18 protein-coding genes, 1 tRNA gene and 1 riboswitch are annotated in these 19,348 nt (G+C 73.1%); of the genes, 13 read left to right on the top strand and 6 right to left on the bottom strand.

Annotated elements, in window-relative coordinates; all coding sequences use genetic code 11:
- Positions 1-123: 123 nt before the first annotated feature.
- Positions 124-1,365 carry an MFS transporter gene (locus tag BLQ67_RS02835; RefSeq protein ID WP_092502261.1) on the top strand — a complete coding sequence of 414 codons (1,242 nt, stop codon included), beginning with the start codon at positions 124-126 and terminating at the stop codon, positions 1,363-1,365.
- Positions 1,366-1,414: 49 nt separating this feature from the next.
- Here the strand turns inward: BLQ67_RS02835 and BLQ67_RS02830 are convergent.
- Positions 1,415-1,490, bottom strand: a tRNA-Arg gene (locus BLQ67_RS02830).
- An 89-nt stretch (positions 1,491-1,579) separates the two neighbouring features.
- On the opposite strand from BLQ67_RS02830, the gene BLQ67_RS02825 reads away from it, so the two are divergent.
- Complete coding sequence (locus BLQ67_RS02825) at positions 1,580-2,362, top strand: transglutaminase-like domain-containing protein (protein ID WP_157674634.1); 783 nt, start codon at positions 1,580-1,582, stop codon at positions 2,360-2,362.
- Positions 2,363-2,389: 27 nt separating this feature from the next.
- On the opposite strand, the gene BLQ67_RS02820 is transcribed toward BLQ67_RS02825, so the two are convergent.
- Positions 2,390-2,959 carry a hypothetical protein gene (locus BLQ67_RS02820; RefSeq protein ID WP_092502257.1) on the bottom strand — a complete coding sequence of 190 codons (570 nt, stop codon included), beginning with the start codon at positions 2,957-2,959 and terminating at the stop codon, positions 2,390-2,392.
- A gap of 22 nt (positions 2,960-2,981) precedes the next feature.
- Here BLQ67_RS02820 and argS point away from each other — a divergent pair, with 22 nt between their 5' ends.
- The 11 genes from argS to BLQ67_RS02765 all read left to right on the top strand — a co-directional run bounded on the left by argS (position 2,982) and on the right by BLQ67_RS02765 (position 14,723).
- On the top strand, positions 2,982-4,631 hold the full coding sequence (gene argS / locus BLQ67_RS02815) for an arginine--tRNA ligase (RefSeq protein ID WP_092502255.1): 1,650 nt from the start codon (positions 2,982-2,984) through the stop codon (positions 4,629-4,631).
- Between the two features lie 3 nt (positions 4,632-4,634).
- Positions 4,635-5,393: an LmeA family phospholipid-binding protein gene (locus BLQ67_RS02810; RefSeq protein WP_092502253.1), complete on the top strand. Its 759-nt coding sequence runs from the start codon at positions 4,635-4,637 to the stop codon at positions 5,391-5,393.
- 168 nt (positions 5,394-5,561) lie between these two features.
- Positions 5,562-6,908 (top strand): diaminopimelate decarboxylase, encoded by a 1,347-nt coding sequence (gene lysA, locus BLQ67_RS02805; RefSeq protein ID WP_092502251.1) that lies wholly within the window; start codon positions 5,562-5,564, stop codon positions 6,906-6,908.
- Positions 6,905-8,206 carry a homoserine dehydrogenase gene (locus BLQ67_RS02800; protein WP_092502249.1) on the top strand — a complete coding sequence of 434 codons (1,302 nt, stop codon included), beginning with the start codon at positions 6,905-6,907 and terminating at the stop codon, positions 8,204-8,206. The genes lysA and BLQ67_RS02800 overlap by 4 nt, the downstream gene beginning before the upstream one ends.
- 17 nt (positions 8,207-8,223) lie before the next feature.
- The gene (thrC, locus tag BLQ67_RS02795; protein WP_092502248.1) at positions 8,224-9,294 is read left to right on the top strand and encodes a threonine synthase; all 1,071 of its coding nucleotides are present in this window, start codon (positions 8,224-8,226) and stop codon (positions 9,292-9,294) included.
- Complete coding sequence (gene thrB / locus BLQ67_RS02790; protein WP_092502246.1) at positions 9,291-10,208, top strand: homoserine kinase; 918 nt, start codon at positions 9,291-9,293, stop codon at positions 10,206-10,208. The genes thrC and thrB overlap by 4 nt, the downstream gene beginning before the upstream one ends.
- Positions 10,209-10,358: 150 nt before the next feature.
- Positions 10,359-12,371 carry a transcription termination factor Rho gene (gene rho, locus BLQ67_RS02785; protein WP_092502244.1) on the top strand — a complete coding sequence of 671 codons (2,013 nt, stop codon included), beginning with the start codon at positions 10,359-10,361 and terminating at the stop codon, positions 12,369-12,371.
- A 5-nt stretch (positions 12,372-12,376) separates the two neighbouring features.
- Positions 12,377-13,456 (top strand): peptide chain release factor 1, encoded by a 1,080-nt coding sequence (gene prfA / locus BLQ67_RS02780; protein WP_092502242.1) that lies wholly within the window; start codon positions 12,377-12,379, stop codon positions 13,454-13,456.
- Between the two features lie 33 nt (positions 13,457-13,489).
- Positions 13,490-13,936 (top strand): GNAT family N-acetyltransferase, encoded by a 447-nt coding sequence (locus BLQ67_RS02775; RefSeq protein ID WP_092502240.1) that lies wholly within the window; start codon positions 13,490-13,492, stop codon positions 13,934-13,936.
- A gap of 47 nt (positions 13,937-13,983) precedes the next feature.
- Positions 13,984-14,048: riboswitch (guanidine-III (ykkC-III) riboswitch) on the top strand.
- A 13-nt stretch (positions 14,049-14,061) separates the two neighbouring features.
- A complete protein-coding gene (locus tag BLQ67_RS02770) occupies positions 14,062-14,376 on the top strand; it encodes a DMT family transporter (RefSeq protein WP_092502238.1) in 315 nt (104 codons plus the stop codon).
- A 2-nt stretch (positions 14,377-14,378) separates the two neighbouring features.
- Positions 14,379-14,723 carry a DMT family transporter gene (locus BLQ67_RS02765; protein ID WP_092502236.1) on the top strand — a complete coding sequence of 115 codons (345 nt, stop codon included), beginning with the start codon at positions 14,379-14,381 and terminating at the stop codon, positions 14,721-14,723.
- Positions 14,724-14,887: 164 nt separating this feature from the next.
- Here BLQ67_RS02765 and BLQ67_RS02760 read toward each other — a convergent pair whose 3' ends face one another.
- From BLQ67_RS02760 to BLQ67_RS02745, 4 genes are read right to left on the bottom strand one after another with little or no spacing between them, the layout of a single operon-like run.
- On the bottom strand, positions 14,888-15,655 hold the full coding sequence (locus BLQ67_RS02760) for a hypothetical protein (protein ID WP_092502234.1): 768 nt from the start codon (positions 15,653-15,655) through the stop codon (positions 14,888-14,890).
- 55 nt (positions 15,656-15,710) lie between these two features.
- Entirely contained in the window at positions 15,711-16,625 is a 915-nt protein-coding gene (locus BLQ67_RS02755; RefSeq protein WP_092502232.1) for a beta/alpha barrel domain-containing protein, read from the bottom strand.
- Complete coding sequence (locus BLQ67_RS02750) at positions 16,622-17,869, bottom strand: CaiB/BaiF CoA transferase family protein (RefSeq protein ID WP_092502230.1); 1,248 nt, start codon at positions 17,867-17,869, stop codon at positions 16,622-16,624. Before BLQ67_RS02750 ends, BLQ67_RS02755 begins: the two co-directional genes overlap by 4 nt.
- The gene (locus BLQ67_RS02745; RefSeq protein WP_197674625.1) at positions 17,869-19,314 is read right to left on the bottom strand and encodes a GntP family permease; all 1,446 of its coding nucleotides are present in this window, start codon (positions 19,312-19,314) and stop codon (positions 17,869-17,871) included. The genes BLQ67_RS02750 and BLQ67_RS02745 overlap by 1 nt, the downstream gene beginning before the upstream one ends.
- Positions 19,315-19,348 lie beyond the last annotated feature (34 nt).

Here is a 19,348-nt window from a genome sequence, read left to right as displayed (position 1 = left end):
CACCCTCCCCGTCGTCAGCGCCCAGTGTGCCGCATTCGGCTCGCGACGGAGTGACGCAAGCGCTTCGACGCGGTAGCCTGCATTCGAACGTCGTTCTACCATTCGTCCGAGAGTGCAGGCTCCATGAACGCTCCGAGCTCCGTGGGAGGTCGCGCGCCGCTCGCCGCCGCGCTCGCGGCCGTGCTGCTCGCATCGTTCGCGCAGATGACGATGCAGCCCGCGACGGCGCCGCTCGTGCTCGAGCTCGGCCTCGAGCCCTGGCACGTCGGCGTCGCGGTCGCTGCGTCCGCCGCGATGATGCTCGTCGCCGCGCCGACGTGGATGCGCGTGGTGCACCGCCACGGTGCCCGCGGCCCGATCGTCTCGGCGATGCTCATCGCGACCGCCGCCATGACGGTCGTCGCAGTGCTCGTCATGCTCGCGCCGCGCGTCGGCATCCCCACCTGGGTCGTCGTCATCGCGCTTGTCGCGCTGCGCGGTCTGGCGCTCGGCGCCTGCATCGCCGCGATCGTGCCCGCCGCCCGCCTCGTCATCGACGCGACGCAGGACGACGCATGGCGCATGCGAGGCCTGGCGGGCATCGCATCCGTGCAGGGCATCTCGATCGTCGTCGGCGTCGGTCTCGGCGGCGGCCTGTCGTCGTTCGGCGCGCTGGTGCCCGTGGCGGCATCCCCGCTGCTGCTCGGCATCGGCGCCCTCGCCGTCGCGCTGGGCGTACCTCGCGGCATCCGTGCCGCGCCGGCGGGCGAGCCCGCGACGAAGTCGGCGCGCTCGCTGGTGGATGCGCGCACGTGGCCCTTCGCGGTCGCGGCGCTCGCATTGCTCGCGAGCGTCGCGTGCGTGCAGATCGTGCTCGGCTTCGTGCTGCACGAGCGCTTCGACCTCGACGCGCCCATGACGGGATTCGCGACGGGATGGGTGCTGCTGGCCGGCGGCCTCGCCGCGGTCGTCGCCCAGACGCGCATCGCGCGGGTCGCTCGCCGCGGTGCCGTGCTCGTCCGCGTCGGCCTCGCGTTCGCGGCCGTCGGCGTCGGCGGGCTGGCGATCGCCGACGGTCTTCTCGCCGTGCTGGCCGCGATCGTGCTCTCGGGCGTCGGGGTCGGGCTGGCGCTGCCGGGCATCGCCCGCGCGGCGGGTGCCGTCACGCGCGACCGGTCGACCACGCAGCTGCTCATGGGCACCATGACGGTGCTCGGCGTCGTCGTCGGCCCGCCGGTCGGCACGGTGCTGCTCGGCATCGGCACGATGGCACCGCTCATCGCGTTCGGCGCGGTGCTCGTCGGCGCCTTCGCGCTGTCGCTCGCGCATCCCGCGTTCCGCGCGGCGGCGACGCCGACGCCGGTCGCGGGTGCCGCCGCGATCTGAGCCCGCCTGGCGGGAGCGAGCCGGTCCGCGACACGCGGTCCACCGGCTGTGGTGCCCTCGATAGGATTCGAACCTACGACCTTCTGCTCCGGAGGCAGACGCTCTATCCCCTGAGCTACGAAGGCAGGGATGACACGAGGCTAGCACCCGGGCGCGCATGCGCCGTCCAGCCATCCCACCCCCCCCGATGCGAGGAGTCGCCGTGACGCGTACCGTGCATGCCCAGTTCGCCATGGACGTCGACCAGGAGGCCGACTTCGTGCTGCTGCTGCTGCCGTCGAGGGGCCACGCGATCGACGAGTCGTTGACGCTCGCCCTCGACGGCCAGCCTGTCGACTCGAGGGAGCAGGAGGGCCGTCACGGCACGCGCGAGCTGCGCTTCGCCGCCGGTCCCGGCAGGCTCTCCTGCACGTTCGACGCATCGATCGAGGGCAGTGCGTCGTCGGCGGTCGACGACGACCCGAGTCGCTACCTCGCCGCGTCGCGCTACGCGGAGGTCGAGCAGCTGCGCGACCTCGCATCCGAGCGCTTCGGTCGGGCGGAGGGCTGGGCCGCCGTCGACGCCATCGTCAAGTACGTCGCCCGCAACCTCGAGTACGACATGATGCGCTCCGCGCTCGATGACGGCGCCGTCGCGACGCTGCGCAAGCGCGGCGGCATGTGCCGCGACTACGCGCACGTCGTCATCGCGCTGTGCCGCGCGCTCGGCATCCCCGCGCGCTACGCATCCGTCTACGCACCCGCGCTGCAGCCGCCGGACTTCCACGCCGTCGCCGAGGTGCACCTCGACGGGGAGTGGTGGGTCGTGGATGCGACGCACCTCGCGCCGCGCGGCAGCATGGTGCGCATCGCGACGGGCATCGACGCCGAGGAGACGGCGTGGGCGACGAACTCGCGCGGCTGGGTCACGCTCGAGCGGCTCGTCGTCGCCGCGGCCGACGATGCGCTCGCCGAGGATGCCGCCGACGACCCGCGGGAGCGCGTGCGCCTCGCGTGAGCCGCTCGGCCGCGGCGTCGCTCGGCGTCAGCCGACGTTGTCCGCGACGAGCCTCGCGAGCTCGCGACCCTGGTCCTCGGCGCCCTCGAAGTAGAGCGAGCCGACGAGCACGTACGTGTCGCCGTCGACCGCGTCGGCGCACGTGACGGGCGTGCAGTCCCAGCCGTCGTGACCCTCCGTGGCCTCGACGGACGCGACGCCGACGAGCAGCACGTCGCCGCTCGTCGCGTGCTGCCAGGCGCAGACGATGCCACCGACCTCGACGATGGTGGCGAAGCCGGCGGGCAGGCCGCCCGTGGGGGCGTCGGTCGCGAGCATCTCGGGGTTGAAGTCGTACACCTGCTGCGGCGTGAGCAGGTCGCCGCACGCGAGGTCCAGGTCGCCGTCGACGGGGCCGACGACGGGAGCCTCCGACGGTGCGGGGTCGAAGCCGGAGGGGTCGGGATCCGCGGGCGCGTCGGAGGGCGGCGGCGCCGGCGTCGGCGTGGGGCTCGTGCTCGGCGCGTCGTCGTCGCCGAGCGCACCGGGCGTGCAGGCGGCGAGCGCGAGCGCCCCGGCGACGGCGAGCACGGCGACGAGGGCGCGAGAGCGTGGCATGCGGCCAGCATAGGATCGAGGGATGCATCCCGCCGCCCTCTCCGAAGCCCTCCTCGCCTCCGTGCAGGCGGTCGTCGGCGACCGCGCGGAGGTCGCGGCGACCGACATCGTGCTCGAGCGGCCGCGCAGCCGCGAGCACGGCGACTGGACGACGAACGCGGCCATGCGCCTCGCGAAGCGCGTCGGCATGCCGCCGCGCGACCTCGCCGCGCAGCTGCAGGAGCGCATCCAGGCGATCCCGGGCGTCGCAGGCGTCGAGGTCGCCGGCCCCGGCTTCCTCAACCTGCGCCTCGACGCCGCTGCCGCGGGCGAGCTCGCCCGCACGATCGTCGAGGCCGGCGGCGCGTACGGTCGCGGCGACTCGATGCAGGGCATCCAGATGAACCTCGAGTTCGTGTCGGCGAACCCCACGGGGCCGCTGCACCTCGGCGGCACGCGCTGGGCCGCCGTCGGCGACTCGCTCGCCCGCATCCTCGAGTCGCAGGGTGCGCGCGTGACCCGCGAGTACTACTTCAACGACCACGGCGCGCAGATCGACCGCTTCGCGCGCAGCCTCGTCGCCGCATGGCGCGGGCAGCCGACGCCCGAGGACGGCTACGGCGGCGACTACATCGCCGACATCGCCGCGCGCGTCGAGGCGGCGAGCGAGATCGACCTGCTCGACCTCGACGACGACGCGCTGCAGGAGCACTTCCGCGAGCACGGCGTGCAGCTGATGTTCGGCGAGATCAAGCAGTCGCTCGCCGACTTCGGCGTCGTGTTCGACGTGTTCTTCCACGAGCACGACGTGCAGGCGAACGGCGACGTCGAGCGCGCGATCGAGCGTCTGCGCGAGCGCGGCCACATCTTCGAGCAGGACGGCGCGACGTGGCTGCGCTCGACCGAGCTCGGCGACGACAAGGATCGCGTCGTCGTGCGCTCGAACGGCGCGCCCGCGTACTTCTCGGGCGACCTCGCCTACTACCTCAACAAGCGCGAGCGCGGCTTCGAGCAGTGCTTCATCATGCTCGGCGCCGACCACCACGGCTACGTCGGCCGCATGATGGCGATGTGCGCCGCGTTCGGCGACGAGCCGCACGTGAACCTCGAGCTGCTCATTGGCCAGATGGTGAACCTCGTGCGCGACGGCAAGCCCATGCGCATGTCGAAGCGCGCAGGCACGATCGTGACGATGGAGGACCTCGTCGAGGTCGTCGGCGTCGACGCCGCCCGCTACTCGCTCGCCCGCTCGAGCGTCGACACGCCCCTCGACATCGACCTCGAGCTGCTGCAGAAGCGGTCGAACGACAACCCCGTCTTCTACGTGCAGTACGCCCACGCGCGCACGTCGGCGGTCGCGCGCAACGCATCGGCGGCGGGCGTCGACCGCTCGGCGTTCGACGCGTCGACGCTCGACCACGAGACCGAGGCGGCGCTGCTGGGCGCGCTCGCCGACTTCCCGCGCGTGCTGACGCAGTCGGCGCAGCTGCGCGAGCCGCACCGCGTCGCCCGCTTCGCCGAGGAGCTCGCGGGCCTCTACCACCGCTGGTACGACGCGTGCCGCGTCGTGCCGCAGGGCGACGACCCGATCGAGGACGTCAACCGCTCGCGCCTGTGGCTCAACGACGCCACGGGCCAGGTGCTGCGCACCGCCCTGGGCACCCTCGGCGTGAGCGCTCCCGAGCGGATGTAGCGGATGCCGCGGCGGCTGGTGCGCGTGGCCATGGGCCTCGCAGGCATCGGCGCGCTCGTCGGCGCGACCGTCATCGCCGACCTCGTCGTGCGCAAGGAGATGGAGCGCATCGCCCGCGAGGAGATCGCGGTCGCGCTCGAGCTCGACGACCCGAACGACGTCGAGGCCGAGATCGAGGGCGGCAGCGCCATCCTGCAGCTGCTGCTCGGCTCGGTCGACCACGTCGCGATCACGGTCGCCGACCTCGACCTCGGCGTCGCCGACGGCACGTTCCACGCCGAGATCTACGACCTGCCGACGAATCCGCTCACGCCCATCCCGCGCGTGTACTCGTACATCTCGCTCGACCACGAGTCGGTCGTGCAGCTGACCGGCGACTTCGTGGACGCCCCCGTGGTCGACGTCACGCTGCAGCCGCCGGCGCTGCGCGTCGAGCTCGAGGCGCAGCTGCCGACGCGGTCGTCGCCGACCGACGTCACGGTCGTCGTCGAGCCCGTGACGCGTGGGTCGCGCATCGTGCTCGTGCCGCAGTCGATCGAGGTCGGGGCGTCGCGCCTCGCGCCGGCGGAGTTCGAGCAGCGGTTCGGCGTGCCCACGTCGTCGCTGTTCGACCAGACGGGGTTCTGCGTCGCCGACTCCGTGCCGACGACGATGGAGATCGCCGACGTGCGCGTGTCGAACGGCGCCGTGCTGCTGGTCTTCGCGATCGAGCAGCGCTCGGTGCTGCAGCTGCAGTCGCCGCACGGCACCTGCTCCGGCTGACGCGCGTCGCCGCGTGACGAGCGGGGCGGATGCGCCATGCCGCGCCCGCTAGGCTGGCCGGGTCAGGCTTCAGGGGCCAAGCCGGGTCCGCTCGCCTGCTGATCCGAGCGCGTCGTGCCGCAGGCCCGCGCTCGCACCGCAGGCGATCCCCACCCTCCACGGACCGACATGACCCATTCCCCTGAAGCAGACGCGCTCCAGCCCGCCATCTGGCCGGCGAGCGCCCACCGCGTCGACGGCGTCGTGCACGTCGGCGGCACGAGCGTCGACGCGCTCGTCGCCGAGCACGGCACCCCGCTCATGCTGCTCGACGAGGGCGAGCTGCGCGGCCGTGCCCGCCGCATCCGCGCCGCGTTCTCGGCCGTGCTCGACGACCCGATCGTCTACTACGCAGGCAAGGCGCTGCTCACGGCCGACGTCGCCAGGTGGGTCACGGCCGAGGGGCTCGGCGTCGACGTGTGCTCGGCGGGCGAGCTCGCGCTCGTGCGCGCCGCCGGCGTCGACCTCGCCCACGTGGGCTACCACGGCAGCAACAAGTCCGAGGCCGAGCTGCGCGTCGCCGTCGCCGCGGGCATCGGCACGATCGTCGTCGACTCCGAGCTCGAGCTCGAGCGCCTCACGCGCGTCGCCTCCGAGGCGGGCGTGCGGCAGGGGATGCGCCTGCGCATCAACGTGGGCGTGCACGCGTCGACGCACGAGTTCCTCGCCACGAGCCACGAGGACCAGAAGTTCGGCGTGCCGATCGCCGACGCTCCCGCGCTCGTCGCCCGCATCCGCGCCGACGACGTGCTCGAGCTGCGCGGCCTGCACACGCACATCGGCTCGCAGATCTTCGACGGCGCCGGCTTCGCGGCCGCGTTCGACCGCATGGTGGCGCTGCACGCGTCGCTGCTGCCCGGCGGGCCGCTGCCCGAGCTCAACGTCGGCGGCGGCTTCGGCATCGCCTACACCGAGGCCGACGACCCGCAGCCGATCGAGCAGATCGCCGCGTCGTTCGCCGAGGCGCTGCGTGCCGCGTGCGAGCGCGAGGGCATCGGGATGCCGCGCGTCGCCATCGAGCCCGGCCGCTCGATCGCCGGCCCCGCGGGCGTCACGATCTACCGCGTCGGCACGATCAAGCGCATGGAGCTCGCCGATGGCGAGCGCGTGTACGTGTCGGTCGACGGCGGCATGAGCGACAACCCGCGCCACGTGCTCTACGGCGCGCAGTACACGGCACGCGTCGTGAGCCGGTCGTCGGATGCGGATGCCGTGCGCGCCCGCGTCGTGGGCCTGCACTGCGAGTCGGGCGACATCGTCGTCGACGAGGTGCGCCTGCCCGGCGACGTCGCGCCCGGCGACCTGCTCGCGGTGCCCGCCACGGGCGCGTACTGCGCGAGCCTCGCCTCGAACTACAACATGACGCCCCGCCCGCCGATCGTCGCCGTTGCCGACGGCGCATCGCGCGTGCTCGTGCGTCGGGAGACCATCGACGACCTGCTCGCGCGCGACGCGGGCCTGGGAGGAACCGCATGACCGCCTACCGCAGCCTCAAGGTCGCGCTGCTCGGAGCCGGCAGCGTCGGCTCGCAGGTCGCGCGCCTGCTGCTCGAGCACGGCGACGAGCTCGCCGCCCGCGCCGGTGCCCGCATCGAGCTCGTCGGCATCGGCGTGCGCGACGTCGACGCCCAGCGCGACGTCGAGCTGCCCCGCGAGCTGCTCACGACCGACCTCGCGCGCCTCGCCGCATCCGCCGACATCGTCGTCGAGCTGCTCGGCGGCATCGAGCCCGCGCGCACGCTCGTGCTCGACGCGCTGAACGCGGGCGCCGACGTCGTCACGGCGAACAAGGCGCTCGTCGCCGCGCACGGCCCCGAGCTCTTCGACGCCGCAGAGCGCGTCGGCGGCCAGCTCGCGTTCGAGGCCGCCGTCGGCGGCGCGATCCCCATCATCCGTCCGCTCGAGGCGAGCCTCGCGGGCGACCGCATCACGCGTGTCATGGGCATCGTCAACGGCACGACGAACTACATCCTCGACCTCATGCACCGCGAGGGCGCCACCATGGAGGATGCGCTCGCCGAGGCGACGCGCCTGGGCTACGCCGAGGCCGACCCGACCGCCGACGTCGAGGGCTACGACGCCGCGTCGAAGGCCACGATCCTCGCGTCGCTCGCGTTCCACACGACCGTGCCCGTCGAGCAGGTGCACCGCGAGGGCATCCTCGACATCTCGGCCGAGGTCGTGCAGCAGGCCGAGCGCGACGGCCGCGTCGTGAAGCTGCTCGCGATCTGCGAGCGCCTCGACGGCCCCGACGGCGAGCGCGTCTCCGCTCGCGTCTACCCGGCGCTCATCCCCGGCGACCACCCCCTCGCCGCCGTGCACGAGGCGAAGAACGCCATCTTCGTCACGGCCGAGGCAGCCGGCGACCTCATGTTCTACGGCGCGGGCGCCGGCGGCCCCGAGACGGCGTCGGCCGTGCTCGGCGACCTCGTCTCGATCGCCCGCCGCCACGTCATCGGCGGCCCGGGCCTTGCCGTGTCGAGCCACGCCAACCTGCCGATCGCACCGATCGCCGACGTGCCCACCCGCTACCAGCTGCGCCTCGCCGTCGCCGACCGCCCGGGCGTGCTCGCGGCCATCGCGACGATCCTCGGCCAGCACGACGTGTCGATCGAGGCCATCGAGCAGCACGTGGCGGATGGACCGACGGCTAGCCTGGTGCTCGGCACGCACGCCGCCCCCGAGGGCAGGCTGCAGCAGGTCGTCGACGCTCTGCGCACGCATGAGGACGTCGCGAGCATCGATCACGTCATCCGCATCGAGGCGCAGGCCTGAGCGGGGGAGAGGGACGCATGGCACACCAGTGGCGCGGAGTCATCCGCGAGTACGCAGACCGGCTCGACGTCACCGACTCGACGCCCATCGTGACGCTCGGCGAGGGCGGCACGCCGCTCATCGAGGCGACGCACCTCTCGGCACGCGTCGACGCTCGCGTCTTCGTGAAGTTCGAGGGCATGAACCCAACGGGATCCTTCAAGGACCGCGGCATGACCATGGCGGTCACGAAGGCCGTCGAGCAGGGCGCGAAGGCCATCGCCTGCGCGTCGACGGGCAACACGTCGGCCTCGGCGGCCGCCTACGCGGCGCACGCGGGCATCACCGCCGCCGTGCTCGTGCCCGACGGCAAGATCGCCATGGGCAAGCTCGCCCAGTCGGTCGTGCACGGCGCGCGCATCCTGCAGGTGCAGGGCAACTTCGACGACTGCCTCGAGATCACGAAGGAGCTGTCGCAGCACTACCCCGTGCACCTCGTCAACTCCGTGAACGACGACCGCATCGAGGGGCAGAAGACCGCCTCGTTCGAGATCGTCGACGTGCTGGGCGACGCGCCCGACCTGCACTTCATCCCCGTCGGCAACGCCGGCAACATCACGGCCTACTGGCGCGGCTACACGCAGGCGGCGCAGCGCGGCGACGCCACGCGCACGCCCCGCATGCTCGGCTTCCAGGCGCTCGGCTCCGCGCCGATCGTGCGCGGCGAGGTCGTGCGCGAGCCCGACACCGTGGCCACGGCCATCCGCATCGGCAACCCCGCATCGTGGGAGCAGGCCCTCGCGGTGCGCGACGAGTCGCAGGGCGGCTTCTGGGCGATCGACGACGAGCGCATCCTCGCGGCGCAGCGCCTGCTGGCGCGCGACGAGGGCATCTTCGTCGAGCCCGCCTCGGCCATCAGCCTCGCGGGCCTGCTCGAGCGCCACGCGGCCGGCGACGTGCCCAAGGGCTCCACCGTCGTGCTCACCGTCACGGGCCACGGCCTCAAGGACGCGCAGTGGGGTCTGAAGTCGGATGACGGCACGGATGCGTCGCCGCAGGTCGTGAAGGCCGAGACGAGCGAGGTCGCGAGCCTCCTGGGTCTCGCGTGACGCTCGTCGGTCGTCGCGTGCGCGTGCGCGTGCCCGCGACGAGCGCCAACCTCGGCCCCGGGTTCGACACGCTGGGCCTCGCGCTCAACGTGCACGACGAGCTCGACGTCGAGGCCATCGAGTCGGGCGTCGAGATCACGGTCGAGGGCGTCGGCGCCGGCGAGGTGCCGACCGACGAGACCCACCTCGTCGCGCGCGCGGCCCTCCACGCGTTCGATCGCCTCGGCGTGCCCGCGCCGGGCCTGCGCATCCACGCCCGCAACGCCATCCCGCACTCGCGCGGCATGGGCTCGTCGGGCGCCGCGATCGTGTCGGGCGTGCTCGCGGCCGTCGGCCTCGTCGGCGACGACGTCGACGTCGACGACGCGACCGTGCTGCGCCTCGCGACCGAGCTCGAGGGTCACCCCGACAACGTCGCGCCCGCCATCTTCGGCGGCCTCACGATCGCGTGGGTCGACGACGACGGCCCCCACCACACGGAGCTCGCGGTGCACCGCGGCGTCTCGCTGCTCGTGGCCGTGCCGCAGGAGCGCATGTCGACGTCGCTCGCGCGCAGCCTGCAGCCGGCCGACGTGCCGCACGCCGACGCCGTGTTCAACCTCTCGCGCGCCGCGCTGCTCATCGCGGCGCTCACGCAGACGCCCGGCCTGCTGTTCGCAGCGACCGAGGATCGCCTGCACCAGCGCTACCGCGCATCGGCGATGCCGTCGACGAGCCGACTGGTCGAGGCGCTGCGCGCCGCGGGCCACGCGGCCGTCGTCTCGGGCGCCGGACCCTCGGTGCTCGTGCTGTCGAGCGACCCCGAGCAGCGCCTCGCCGCAGCCGAGATCGTCGCGGCGCAGGAGGATTCCTGGGAATCCCATCTGCTCGCCGTCGACATCAAGGGTGGTACAGTCGAGGGCAATCCCCGCTAGTCCCGGCCACGATCCGTGTCCGCCTGCGGGGGATCACGAGACTCCAGTCGCAGCACCGCCCCATCGATCGGCGATGTCCTTCCACGCCGCGCGATGGGTCCGTGCATCTGAGGCCGTGTCCGCCACGGCCTTCCCCGGAAAGGGAGAACGATGACCAACGAGACCACCGACGTCGACGCTGCCGCCGCAGAGGCCGCAGAGCCCACGCAGCAGCCCGACGCCGCACCCGCCACCGAGGCCCCTGCCGCGCCGCCGAAGGCGCGTCGCTCGCGCCGTGCGCAGAGCGCCGCCGCGGCGCCCGAGGCCGCCACGCTCGACCTGCCGGTCGACGAGGCGCCGGCCGAGGCCGCGCCCGCCGAGGCTGCCGCCGAGGCGCCCGCCGCGAGCGAGGACGCTCCCGTCGAGGCGCCGAAGCGCAAGCGCGCGCCGCGCAAGAAGAAGGTCGAGGAGGCCCCGGCCGCCGAGGCCGAGGCACCCGCTGCCGAGGAGCCGGCTGCCGAGGCGCCCGTCGCCGACGCTGCCGCCGAGACGCCGGCCGAGGCACCCGCTGCCGACGCCGCCCCCGAGGCCGGCGACGCCGCTGGCGAGGCCAAGGACGAGCCGAAGGCCGACGGCGCCAAGGCCGACGAGCCCAAGGCCGAGCAGCCCGCCGACGACGCCGAGCAGGGCGAGCCCCGCACGAGCCGTCGCCGCCGTGGCCGCGGCAAGGGCGCGGCGAACGCCGACCAGCAGGACAAGGGCGACCAGCCGCAGCAGCAGGGCGGCCGCCAGCAGCAGCAGCAGGCGAACGACGCCGACGACGAGCAGCCCGCCGAGGGCAACCGTCGCGGTCGCCGCCAGGACGGCAACGGCCAGAACGGCAACCAGAACGGCAACCAGAACGGCCAGGGCGGCAACGGCCGCAACCAGCGCGGTGGCAACGACGTCGACCTCGAGTCGCGCCGCGGCCGCACGCGCGACCGCCGTCGCGGCCAGGGCCGCGGCGACGACCTCGAGCCCGAGATCCTCGACGACGACGTGCTGCTGCCCGTCGCCGGCATCCTCGACGTGCTCGAGAACTACGCCTTCGTGCGCACCACGGGCTACCTCCCGGGCAACAGCGACGTCTACGTGTCGCTCGGCCAGGTGCGCAAGCACAACCTCCGCAAGGGCGACGCCGTCACCGGCGCCATCAAGCAGCCCCGCGAGGGCGAGGCGCAGGGCGTGCAGGGCCGCCAGAAGTTCAACGCGCTCGTGCGCGTCGACTCGATCAACGGCCTGCCCGCCGAGGAGGCCGCGAACCGTCCCGAGTTCTCGTCGCTCACGCCGCTCTACGCGCAGGACCGCCTGCGTCTCGAGACCGTGCCCGGCAAGCTCTCGACGCGCGTCATCGACCTCGTCGCCCCGATCGGCAAGGGCCAGCGCGGCCTCATCGTCTCGCCGCCCAAGGCCGGCAAGACGCTCGTGATGCAGGCCATCGCGAACGCGATCGCCGAGAACAACCCCGAGGTCCACCTCATGATCGTCCTCGTCGACGAGCGCCCCGAGGAGGTCACCGACTTCCAGCGCACCGTCAAGGGCGAGGTCATCGCGTCGACGTTCGACCGTCCCGCCGAGGACCACACGACCCTCGCGGAGCTCGCGATCGAGCGCGCGAAGCGCCTCGTCGAGCTCGGCAAGGACGTCGTGGTGCTGCTCGACGGCATCACGCGCCTCGGCCGCGCCTACAACCTCTCGACGCCCGCGTCGGGTCGCATCCTCTCTGGTGGCGTCGACTCGAGCGCGTTGTACCCGCCGAAGCGCTTCTTCGGCGCCGCGCGCAACATCGAGCACGGCGGCTCGCTCACGATCCTCGCCACGGCGCTCGTCGAGACGGGCTCGAAGATGGACGAGGTCATCTTCGAGGAGTTCAAGGGCACCGGCAACATGGAGCTGCGCCTCTCGCGCCAGCTCGCCGACAAGCGCATCTTCCCGGCCGTCGACGTCAACGCATCGGGCACGCGCCGCGAGGAGATGCTGCTCGGCACCGAGGAGACCAAGGTCATGTGGAAGCTGCGCCGTGCGCTCGCGGGTCTCGACCCGCAGCAGGCGACGGAGCTCGTGCTCAAGAACCTCAAGGACACCCAGTCGAACGTCGAGTTCCTCATGAAGGTCTCGAAGTCGACGCCGGGCGAGCAGGCCTGACTCACGTGTTCGAATCCGTCTCGGCGCTGCTGAGCGAGCACGCGGACCTCGAGCACCAGCTCGCGGATCCTGCGCTGCACGCGGATGCGGGGCGCGCCAAGCGCGTCAACCGCCGCTACGCGGAGCTCAGCCAGATCAAGGCGGCGCACGAGCGGTGGACGGCGGCGGGGGAGGACCTCGCCGCCGCCCGCGAGCTCGCCCGCGAGGACGAGGCGTTCGCCGACGAGGTGCCCACGCTCGAGCAGGGTGCGTACGAGGCCGAGGAGCGCCTGCGGCGCCTGCTCATCCCACGCGACCCCGACGACGGCCGCGACGTGATCATGGAGATCAAGGGCGGCGAGGGCGGCGAGGAGTCGGCGCTCTTCGCAGCCGACCTCCTGCGCATGTACGAGCACTACGCCACCAGCCGCGGCTGGAAGACCGAGATGCTCGAGCACACGACGAGCGACATGGGCGGCTACAAGGACGTCCAGGTCGCCATCAAGGGCTCCGCGTCCGACCCCGCGCAGGGCGTGTGGGCGTCGCTGAAGTACGAGGGCGGCGTGCACCGCGTGCAGCGCGTGCCCGCGACCGAGTCGCAGGGCCGCATCCACACCTCCACCACCGGCGTGCTCGTCTTCCCCGAGGTCGACGAGCCCGAGGAGGTGCAGATCGACCCGAACGACCTGAAGATCGACGTCTTCCGCTCGTCGGGTCCCGGCGGCCAGTCGGTGAACACGACCGACTCCGCCGTGCGCATCACGCACCTGCCCTCCGGCATCGTCGTGTCGATGCAGAACGAGAAGTCGCAGCTGCAGAACCGCGAGGCCGGCATGCGCGTGCTGCGCGCCCGCCTGCTCGCGAAGCAGCAGGAGGAGCTCGACGCAGCCGCCTCCGACGCGCGTCGCTCGCAGATCCGCGGCATGGACCGCTCGGAGCGCATCCGCACGTACAACTTCCCCGAGAACCGCATCGCCGACCACCGCACGGGCTTCAAGGCGTACAACCTCGACACCGTGATGGATGGCGCGCTGCAGGCCGTGATCGACTCGTGCATCTCGGCCGACGAGGAGGCCAGGCTCGCGGCGCTCGCCGACGAGTCCTGACCGACGTCGGAGCGTGCGCCTAGCCTCTGCCGCATGACCCTGCGACTAGCCGAGCTCACCCCCGACACCCTCGGTGCCGCCGTGCGCCTGCCACCCGCGGTGGGCGAGCCGGCGAACGTCGCGCCGGTCGTCTTCTCGATCGCTGAGGCATACGTCACGCCGTCGGCGTGGCCGCGCGTCGTGCTCGACGGCGACGAGGTCGTGGGCTTCGTCATGGCGAGCTGGGATCCCGAGAACGAGCTCGAGGCGTTCCGAGCCGGCGTGTGGCGGCTCGACGTCGCCGAGTCGGCGCAGGGGCGCGGCGTCGGTCGGTTCGCGGTCGAGCAGGTCGCCGAGGAGGCGCGTCGGCGCGGCATCGAGCGGATCACGGTGCTGTGGGAGCCCGGAGACGACGGCCCCGAGGGCTTCTACCTGCGCCTCGGGTTCGTGCAGACGGGCGAGATCCTCTTCGGCGAGGTCGTCGGCGCGCTCGACCTCTGAGCCTGCGGGCTGCACCCGTGCCACGGGTGGCCATCCTTGCTACCCTGGAAGCACGCCGGGGCAGGCGTGCGGACGAGGGCGCAGTACCCGCACAGCGACAAGACTGACCACATCGGAGGTCTGTCATGGACTGGGTCATCCTCGTCGTCTCGGGGCTGCTGGAGGCCGTCTGGGCCACGGCGCTCTCGCGCACGAAGGGCTTCACGCGCTGGAAGCCGACCGTCGTCTTCGGCGTCGCGATCGTCGGCAGCATGGTCGGGCTCGCGATCGCGATGCTCACCATCTCGACCGGCACCGCCTACGCGGTGTGGGTCGGCATCGGTGCCGTCACCACGGCGGTCTGGGCCATGGTCACGAAGGCCGAGCGGGCGACCGTGTCGCGCGTCGTGCTCCTCGCCGTGCTCGTCGGCTGCGTCGTCGGCCTCAAGGTGGTGGCGTAGCCATGGCCTGGATCGTGCTGCTCGCCTCCGCCGTGCTCGAGGCCGTCTGGGCGACGGCGCTCGGTGCATCGGAGGGCTTCACGCGCCCCGTCGAGTCGATCGTGTTCGTCGTCGGCTGCATCCTGTCGATGATCGGCCTCGAACGCGCCGCCCGCACCATCCCGATCGCGACGGCCTACGCCGTGTGGGTCGGCATCGGTGCCGCCCTCACGGTCACGTGGGCGATCGTGACGGGCGCGGAGGCGTTCTCGTGGTGGACCGTGCTCTTCGTCGCCGGCATCGTCGGCAGCGTCATCGGCTTGAAGGTGACGGCGCCGAAGCCCGAGGCGGCGTCGGCCGACGCCTGACCTCCTCTCGGGCACCGTTCCCAAGACCGCTCCTTGAGGTGCGAACGAAGTGAGCCTCGAAAGGAGCCGCGGCCAGGAACTCCTGGTCGTGACCCGTCGAGGCTCGCCCTTCGGGCTCGCACCTCAGGGAACGGGTGGATGGCGTCCGCAGCAGTGACTGCCGGCTACCCCAGCTGCGGGATGTCGACTGGCCCGCCCCACTGCAGGAACGTGTTGCTCGTCGTCACCGTGACGCCCGAGACGCTGCCCGTGCCGACGAAGTAGGCGCCGAGGTGCGCGTCGGTGAGCCACAGCTGCACGTCGGTCAGCGTCACCCCGAGCATCGACATGGGCGCATCGGGCGTCAGCAGCCATGCGGACTCCGCGACCGAGTCGCCGACGGGCACGGCCTGCTGATCCTGCACGGTCCACGTCGGCGACGTCGACAGCAGCCCCGCGATCGTGGCGGGATCGGATGCGGCGCGCGTCGCCTCGACGAGGATGCCGGCCATCGCCGTGGCTCCGTCGCTCGAGCCGGCATCGCCCTCGACCCAGGCGCCGTCGACGAGCGCCCAGCCGCGGTCGCCGTCGATCACGATGCCGATGTCGTCGCTCGCCGCGTGCATCGAGAAGTCGGGATCCCACTGGAAGTCGACGACGGTCGACTGCCCGTCCGACGAGTCGACGCGCTGCGTGCCCGTGCCGACCGCGACCATGGCGGCGGCGACGCACCCGCCGAGCGCGTCGCCCGCGACCGTGGACGCGGGGTCGAGCAGCACGTCGGTGCACTCGGCGACGGACTCGGCCGGCGCCTCCGACGCCGTGGGCTCGGGCGCCGCAGACGTGGCCGGCGTCGACGGCTCATCGCTCGCGACCGGGTCGGCGCTGCCGCTGCATCCCACGAGCGCGAGGCAGACGGCGGCGGTGGCGGCGGCGAGGCGGAGTCGGGGCACGACCGCGATCGTCGCAGCCTCCGCTGGGATGCGCCCGCGAGCGCATCCGCCGGGGTCAGTCGTCGACGACCCAGCCGAACGCGTGCGCGCCGCTGCGCGCGCCCGCCTGCGAGCGGGCGCGGTCGGGCTCGGCGAGGGTCGTCGTGACCTCCTCGCCGAGGCGCACGAGCTCGCCGAACGCCTCGGGCGTCGCCCACGAGGGCCGCAGGCCGAAGACGAGGTCCTCGGTGGCGGTGTTGCCGGAGGCGCCGGGCGCGAAGGGGCAGCCGCCGAGGCCGCCGAGCGCGCCGTCGACGACGGTCGCACCGCCCTCGACGGCTGCGAGGGCGTTGGCGACGCCGTTGCCCCACGTGTCGTGACCGTGGAAGACGAGGCCCAGCCCTGGCCGCAGCCTGGCGGTCTCGGCGATCCGGCGGCGCACCTCGCCGGGATGCGCCTGCCCGAGCGTGTCGGCGATCACGACGTCGACCGCGCCGTCCGTGCGCGGGTCGTCGACGATCGACAGCACGCGCTCGATGGGCACCTCGCCGTCGAACGGGCACGTGAACGCCGTCGCGACGCACAGCTGCACGGTGCCGCCGACCGCCTGCGCCGCGGCGAGCGCGTCGGGGAACGCTGCGACCGACGCCTCCGCGTCGCGCCCCACGTTCGCGCGGTTGTGCGCATCCGACGCCGACAGGCAGTACTGGAACCGGCGCACGCCCGCCGCGGCGGCGCGCTCGACGTGCCGCGGCGTCGCGACCCACACCCACGCGCGGTCGCGCTCCTCGTCCGACAGCTCGGCGACGACGTCGAGCGTGTCGGCGAGCGTCGGCACGAGGTCGGGCCTCGCCATCGAGCCGACCTCGACGTGCTCGACGCCGAGCGCGAGGAGCTCGCGCACCAGGCGCACCTTGCGCTCCGTCGGCAGGGGTCGCCCCACGAGCTGCAGGCCATCCCGCAGCGTCACGTCTCGGATCTGCACCGTCATCGCATCCGCTCCTCGTAGTCGGCGACGCGGTCGTCGCTCCATCCCAGCTCGCGCAGCACCTCGCCCGTGTGCGCGCCCAGGTCGGGACCCGCATGGCGGATGGGCAGCGATCGCTCGCCCAGCACGGGCACGACGCCCGGGAAGGCCGTCGCCGGCAGGTCGCGCTCGCCGTCGTCGACGTCGAGGTGCTGGATCATGCCGCGCGCCGCGAGCTGCTCGTCGGCGCACAGGTCCTCGGCCGTCGCGATGGGGCCCGACGGCACGTCGGCGGCGTCGAGCGCCGCGAGCGCCTCGCGGCTCGACCGCGCGCCCGCCCAGGCGCCGATCGCCTCGTCGAGCGCATCCCGCGCCGCCCAGCGGCCGTCGTTCGTCTGCAGCGCGGGGTCGTCGGCGAGGTCGGGGCGCTCGATCGCGCGCATGTAGCGCTGGTAGATGCCGTCGCCGTTGCCAGCGACGACGATGCTGCGACCATCGGCGCACAGGTACGCGTTCGACGGCGCGATGCCCTCCATGCGGCCGCCGGTGCGCTCGCGCCGCACGCCGTACGCCGACCACTCGGGCACGAGCGACTCGGTCACGGACAGCATCGCCTCGTTGAGCGCGACGTCGATCGTGCGGCGATCGATCGCGAGGTGCGACTCGCCTCGGGCGGCGCGGGTCGTCTCGCGCTCGAGCAGCGCCATGACGGCGCCGAACGCGCCGTAGAGGCCCGCGATCGTGTCGCCGATCGAGACGCCCGTGCGACTCGGGGCGCGGCCGGGCTCGCCAACGAGCTCGCGGAAGCCGCCGGCCGCCTCGGCCACGGCAGCGAAGCCCGGCCTGGGGGAGAGCGGCCCCGTCTGCCCGAACGCCGAGATGCGCACGACGACGAGGTCGGGGTTCGCCGCCTCGAGCGCCGCGGCGTCGAGTCCCCAGCGCTCGAGCGTGCCGGGGCGGAAGTTCTCGAGCAGCACGTCGGAGCGGCGCACGAGGTCGAGCACGAGCTCGCGGCCCTCGTCGCTGCGGAGGTCCGCGACGATCGAGCGCTTCGACCGGTTGATCGTGCGGTGCAGCATCGACGTCGTGCCCGACCGCAGCCGCCAGCGCCGCAGCTCGTCGCCCGTGCGCGGCCGCTCGACCTTCACGACGTCGGCGCCGAAGTCCGCCAGCAGGCGACCTGTCGTGGGCGCCGCGATGTAGTTGCCGAGCTCGACGACCCGCACGCCCGCGAGCGGGCCCGTCGCTGCATCCCTCCCCGCGTCCATCACGAGACGAAGATCGACAGGATCAGGGTCATGCCGAGGGCGATGACCGAGGCGATCGAGACGCCGACCGTGACCGACTTCAGCGCGCCGCGCACCGACTGGCCGAGGAACGACTGCAGCAGCCAGAACGTGTTCGACGTCACGTGGATGCAGAACAGGGCACCCGCGCCGGCCGCGAGGGCGATGAGCAGCGGGTTGAGCCCGAGGGTCGCCGCGACGGGGCCGAGGATGCCCGCTGCCGTGATGGCCGAGAGCGTGACGGAGCCGACGGCGATGTGCAGCACGGCCGCCATGACCCACACGACGAGCAGCGGCGCGACGGTCGTGGCCGAGAAGTAGCCCTGCAGAATCGCGCCGAGGTCGCCCTCGGCGATGACGGCGGCGAGGGCGCCGCCGACGCCCGTGAGCACGAAGATCTGGCCGCCGTCCTGGAAGCCGCGCACGAGCGCGCGCTCGACGCGCGGCGTGCCGACCGTCGCGCGGCCCACGAGGCCCGTGGCGATGACGGCGAGCAGCAGGGCGATGACGGGATTGCCGAGGAACTGCATCGCGGGCAGCTCGATCTCGATCACCGTGAGCACCGCCTGCACGGCGATGAGCGCGAGCGCCGCGAGCATGGGGCCGAACAGCACGAGCAGCGGCACGGATGCGGGGTCGCGCGGCCCGCGCTCGGTGCTCGTCGTCGATGCCTCGGCCGTCGCGACCGCGGCGGCGCGCTCGTCGTCGTCGCCGCCGAACGCCTGGGAGCGCTCGCCGCCCTTCGCACCGACCGCGACCGCATCCTCGCCGTCGCTGATGAGCTGCTGCTCGTCGCTCTCGGGCTTCCAGAAGCCGAGGCGGAAGAGCACGCTCGTCACGAGGATCGCGAGGATGACCGTGGGCACGACGACCGCGAGGCCGCCGAGCAGCATGATGCCGAGCGGCACGCCCAGCAGGCCCGCGAGGGCGACGGCTGCGAAGCCGGGCACCATCATGACGATGCCGACCTCGAGGCTGATCGCGAACGTCGCGGCCATGATGCCCGTGCCGGCCTTGCCCAGGCGCGGCGCGATGCGGCGGGCGAGGGGCGCGGCGATGACGATCATGGCGTCGACGAAGATCGTCTGCAGGTACGTCGCGAACGACAGGCCGAGCGCGTAGGGCACGCCCCGCTTGCCGAAGACGCGCAGCAGCGTCTCGACGAGGCGCGTGATGGCGCCCATCTCGTTGAGCATCGAGCCGATGAGCACGCCCCACGCGATGAGCAGGCCGGCCTCCATCATCACGTCGCCGAAGCCCTGCGTCATGACCGAGACGGTGTCGACGGGGCCGAGGCCCGTGAGCAGGCCGATGGCGGCGGCGCCGAGCGCGAGGGCGATGACGGGGTTGATGCGGAATCGCACGATGACGACGACCACCGCCAGGATGACGGCGCCGACCACGGTCAGCGTGTACCAGTCGGGCACTTGGGTTCCTCCTCGTCGAGGGATGCGGCGCTCC

Source organism: Agrococcus jejuensis, assembly GCF_900099705.1.
GTDB classification, from domain to species: domain Bacteria; phylum Actinomycetota; class Actinomycetes; order Actinomycetales; family Microbacteriaceae; genus Agrococcus; species Agrococcus jejuensis.
Note: the sequence above shows the minus strand (reverse complement) of the source record. Positions and strands in the feature narration are given on the sequence as shown.

What these genes read in the sequence shown, in the direction of transcription:
- BLQ67_RS02775 (WP_092502240.1), top strand. Translation starts at nt 13,490, where the DNA reads ATGACCCTGCGACTAGCCGAGCTCACCCCCGACACCCTCGGTGCCGCC.
- rho (WP_092502244.1), top strand. Translation starts at nt 10,359, where the DNA reads ATGACCAACGAGACCACCGACGTCGACGCTGCCGCCGCAGAGGCCGCA.
- BLQ67_RS02765 (WP_092502236.1), top strand. Translation starts at nt 14,379, where the DNA reads ATGGCCTGGATCGTGCTGCTCGCCTCCGCCGTGCTCGAGGCCGTCTGG.
- lysA (WP_092502251.1), top strand. Translation starts at nt 5,562, where the DNA reads ATGACCCATTCCCCTGAAGCAGACGCGCTCCAGCCCGCCATCTGGCCG.
- BLQ67_RS02770 (WP_092502238.1), top strand. Translation starts at nt 14,062, where the DNA reads ATGGACTGGGTCATCCTCGTCGTCTCGGGGCTGCTGGAGGCCGTCTGG.
- BLQ67_RS02835 (WP_092502261.1), top strand. Translation starts at nt 124, where the DNA reads ATGAACGCTCCGAGCTCCGTGGGAGGTCGCGCGCCGCTCGCCGCCGCG.
- BLQ67_RS02800 (WP_092502249.1), top strand. Translation starts at nt 6,905, where the DNA reads ATGACCGCCTACCGCAGCCTCAAGGTCGCGCTGCTCGGAGCCGGCAGC.
- BLQ67_RS02750 (WP_092502230.1), bottom strand. Translation starts at nt 17,869, where the DNA reads ATGGACGCGGGGAGGGATGCAGCGACGGGCCCGCTCGCGGGCGTGCGG.
- argS (WP_092502255.1), top strand. Translation starts at nt 2,982, where the DNA reads ATGCATCCCGCCGCCCTCTCCGAAGCCCTCCTCGCCTCCGTGCAGGCG.
- BLQ67_RS02755 (WP_092502232.1), bottom strand. Translation starts at nt 16,625, where the DNA reads ATGACGGTGCAGATCCGAGACGTGACGCTGCGGGATGGCCTGCAGCTC.
- BLQ67_RS02820 (WP_092502257.1), bottom strand. Translation starts at nt 2,959, where the DNA reads ATGCCACGCTCTCGCGCCCTCGTCGCCGTGCTCGCCGTCGCCGGGGCG.
- thrC (WP_092502248.1), top strand. Translation starts at nt 8,224, where the DNA reads ATGGCACACCAGTGGCGCGGAGTCATCCGCGAGTACGCAGACCGGCTC.
- BLQ67_RS02810 (WP_092502253.1), top strand. Translation starts at nt 4,635, where the DNA reads ATGCCGCGGCGGCTGGTGCGCGTGGCCATGGGCCTCGCAGGCATCGGC.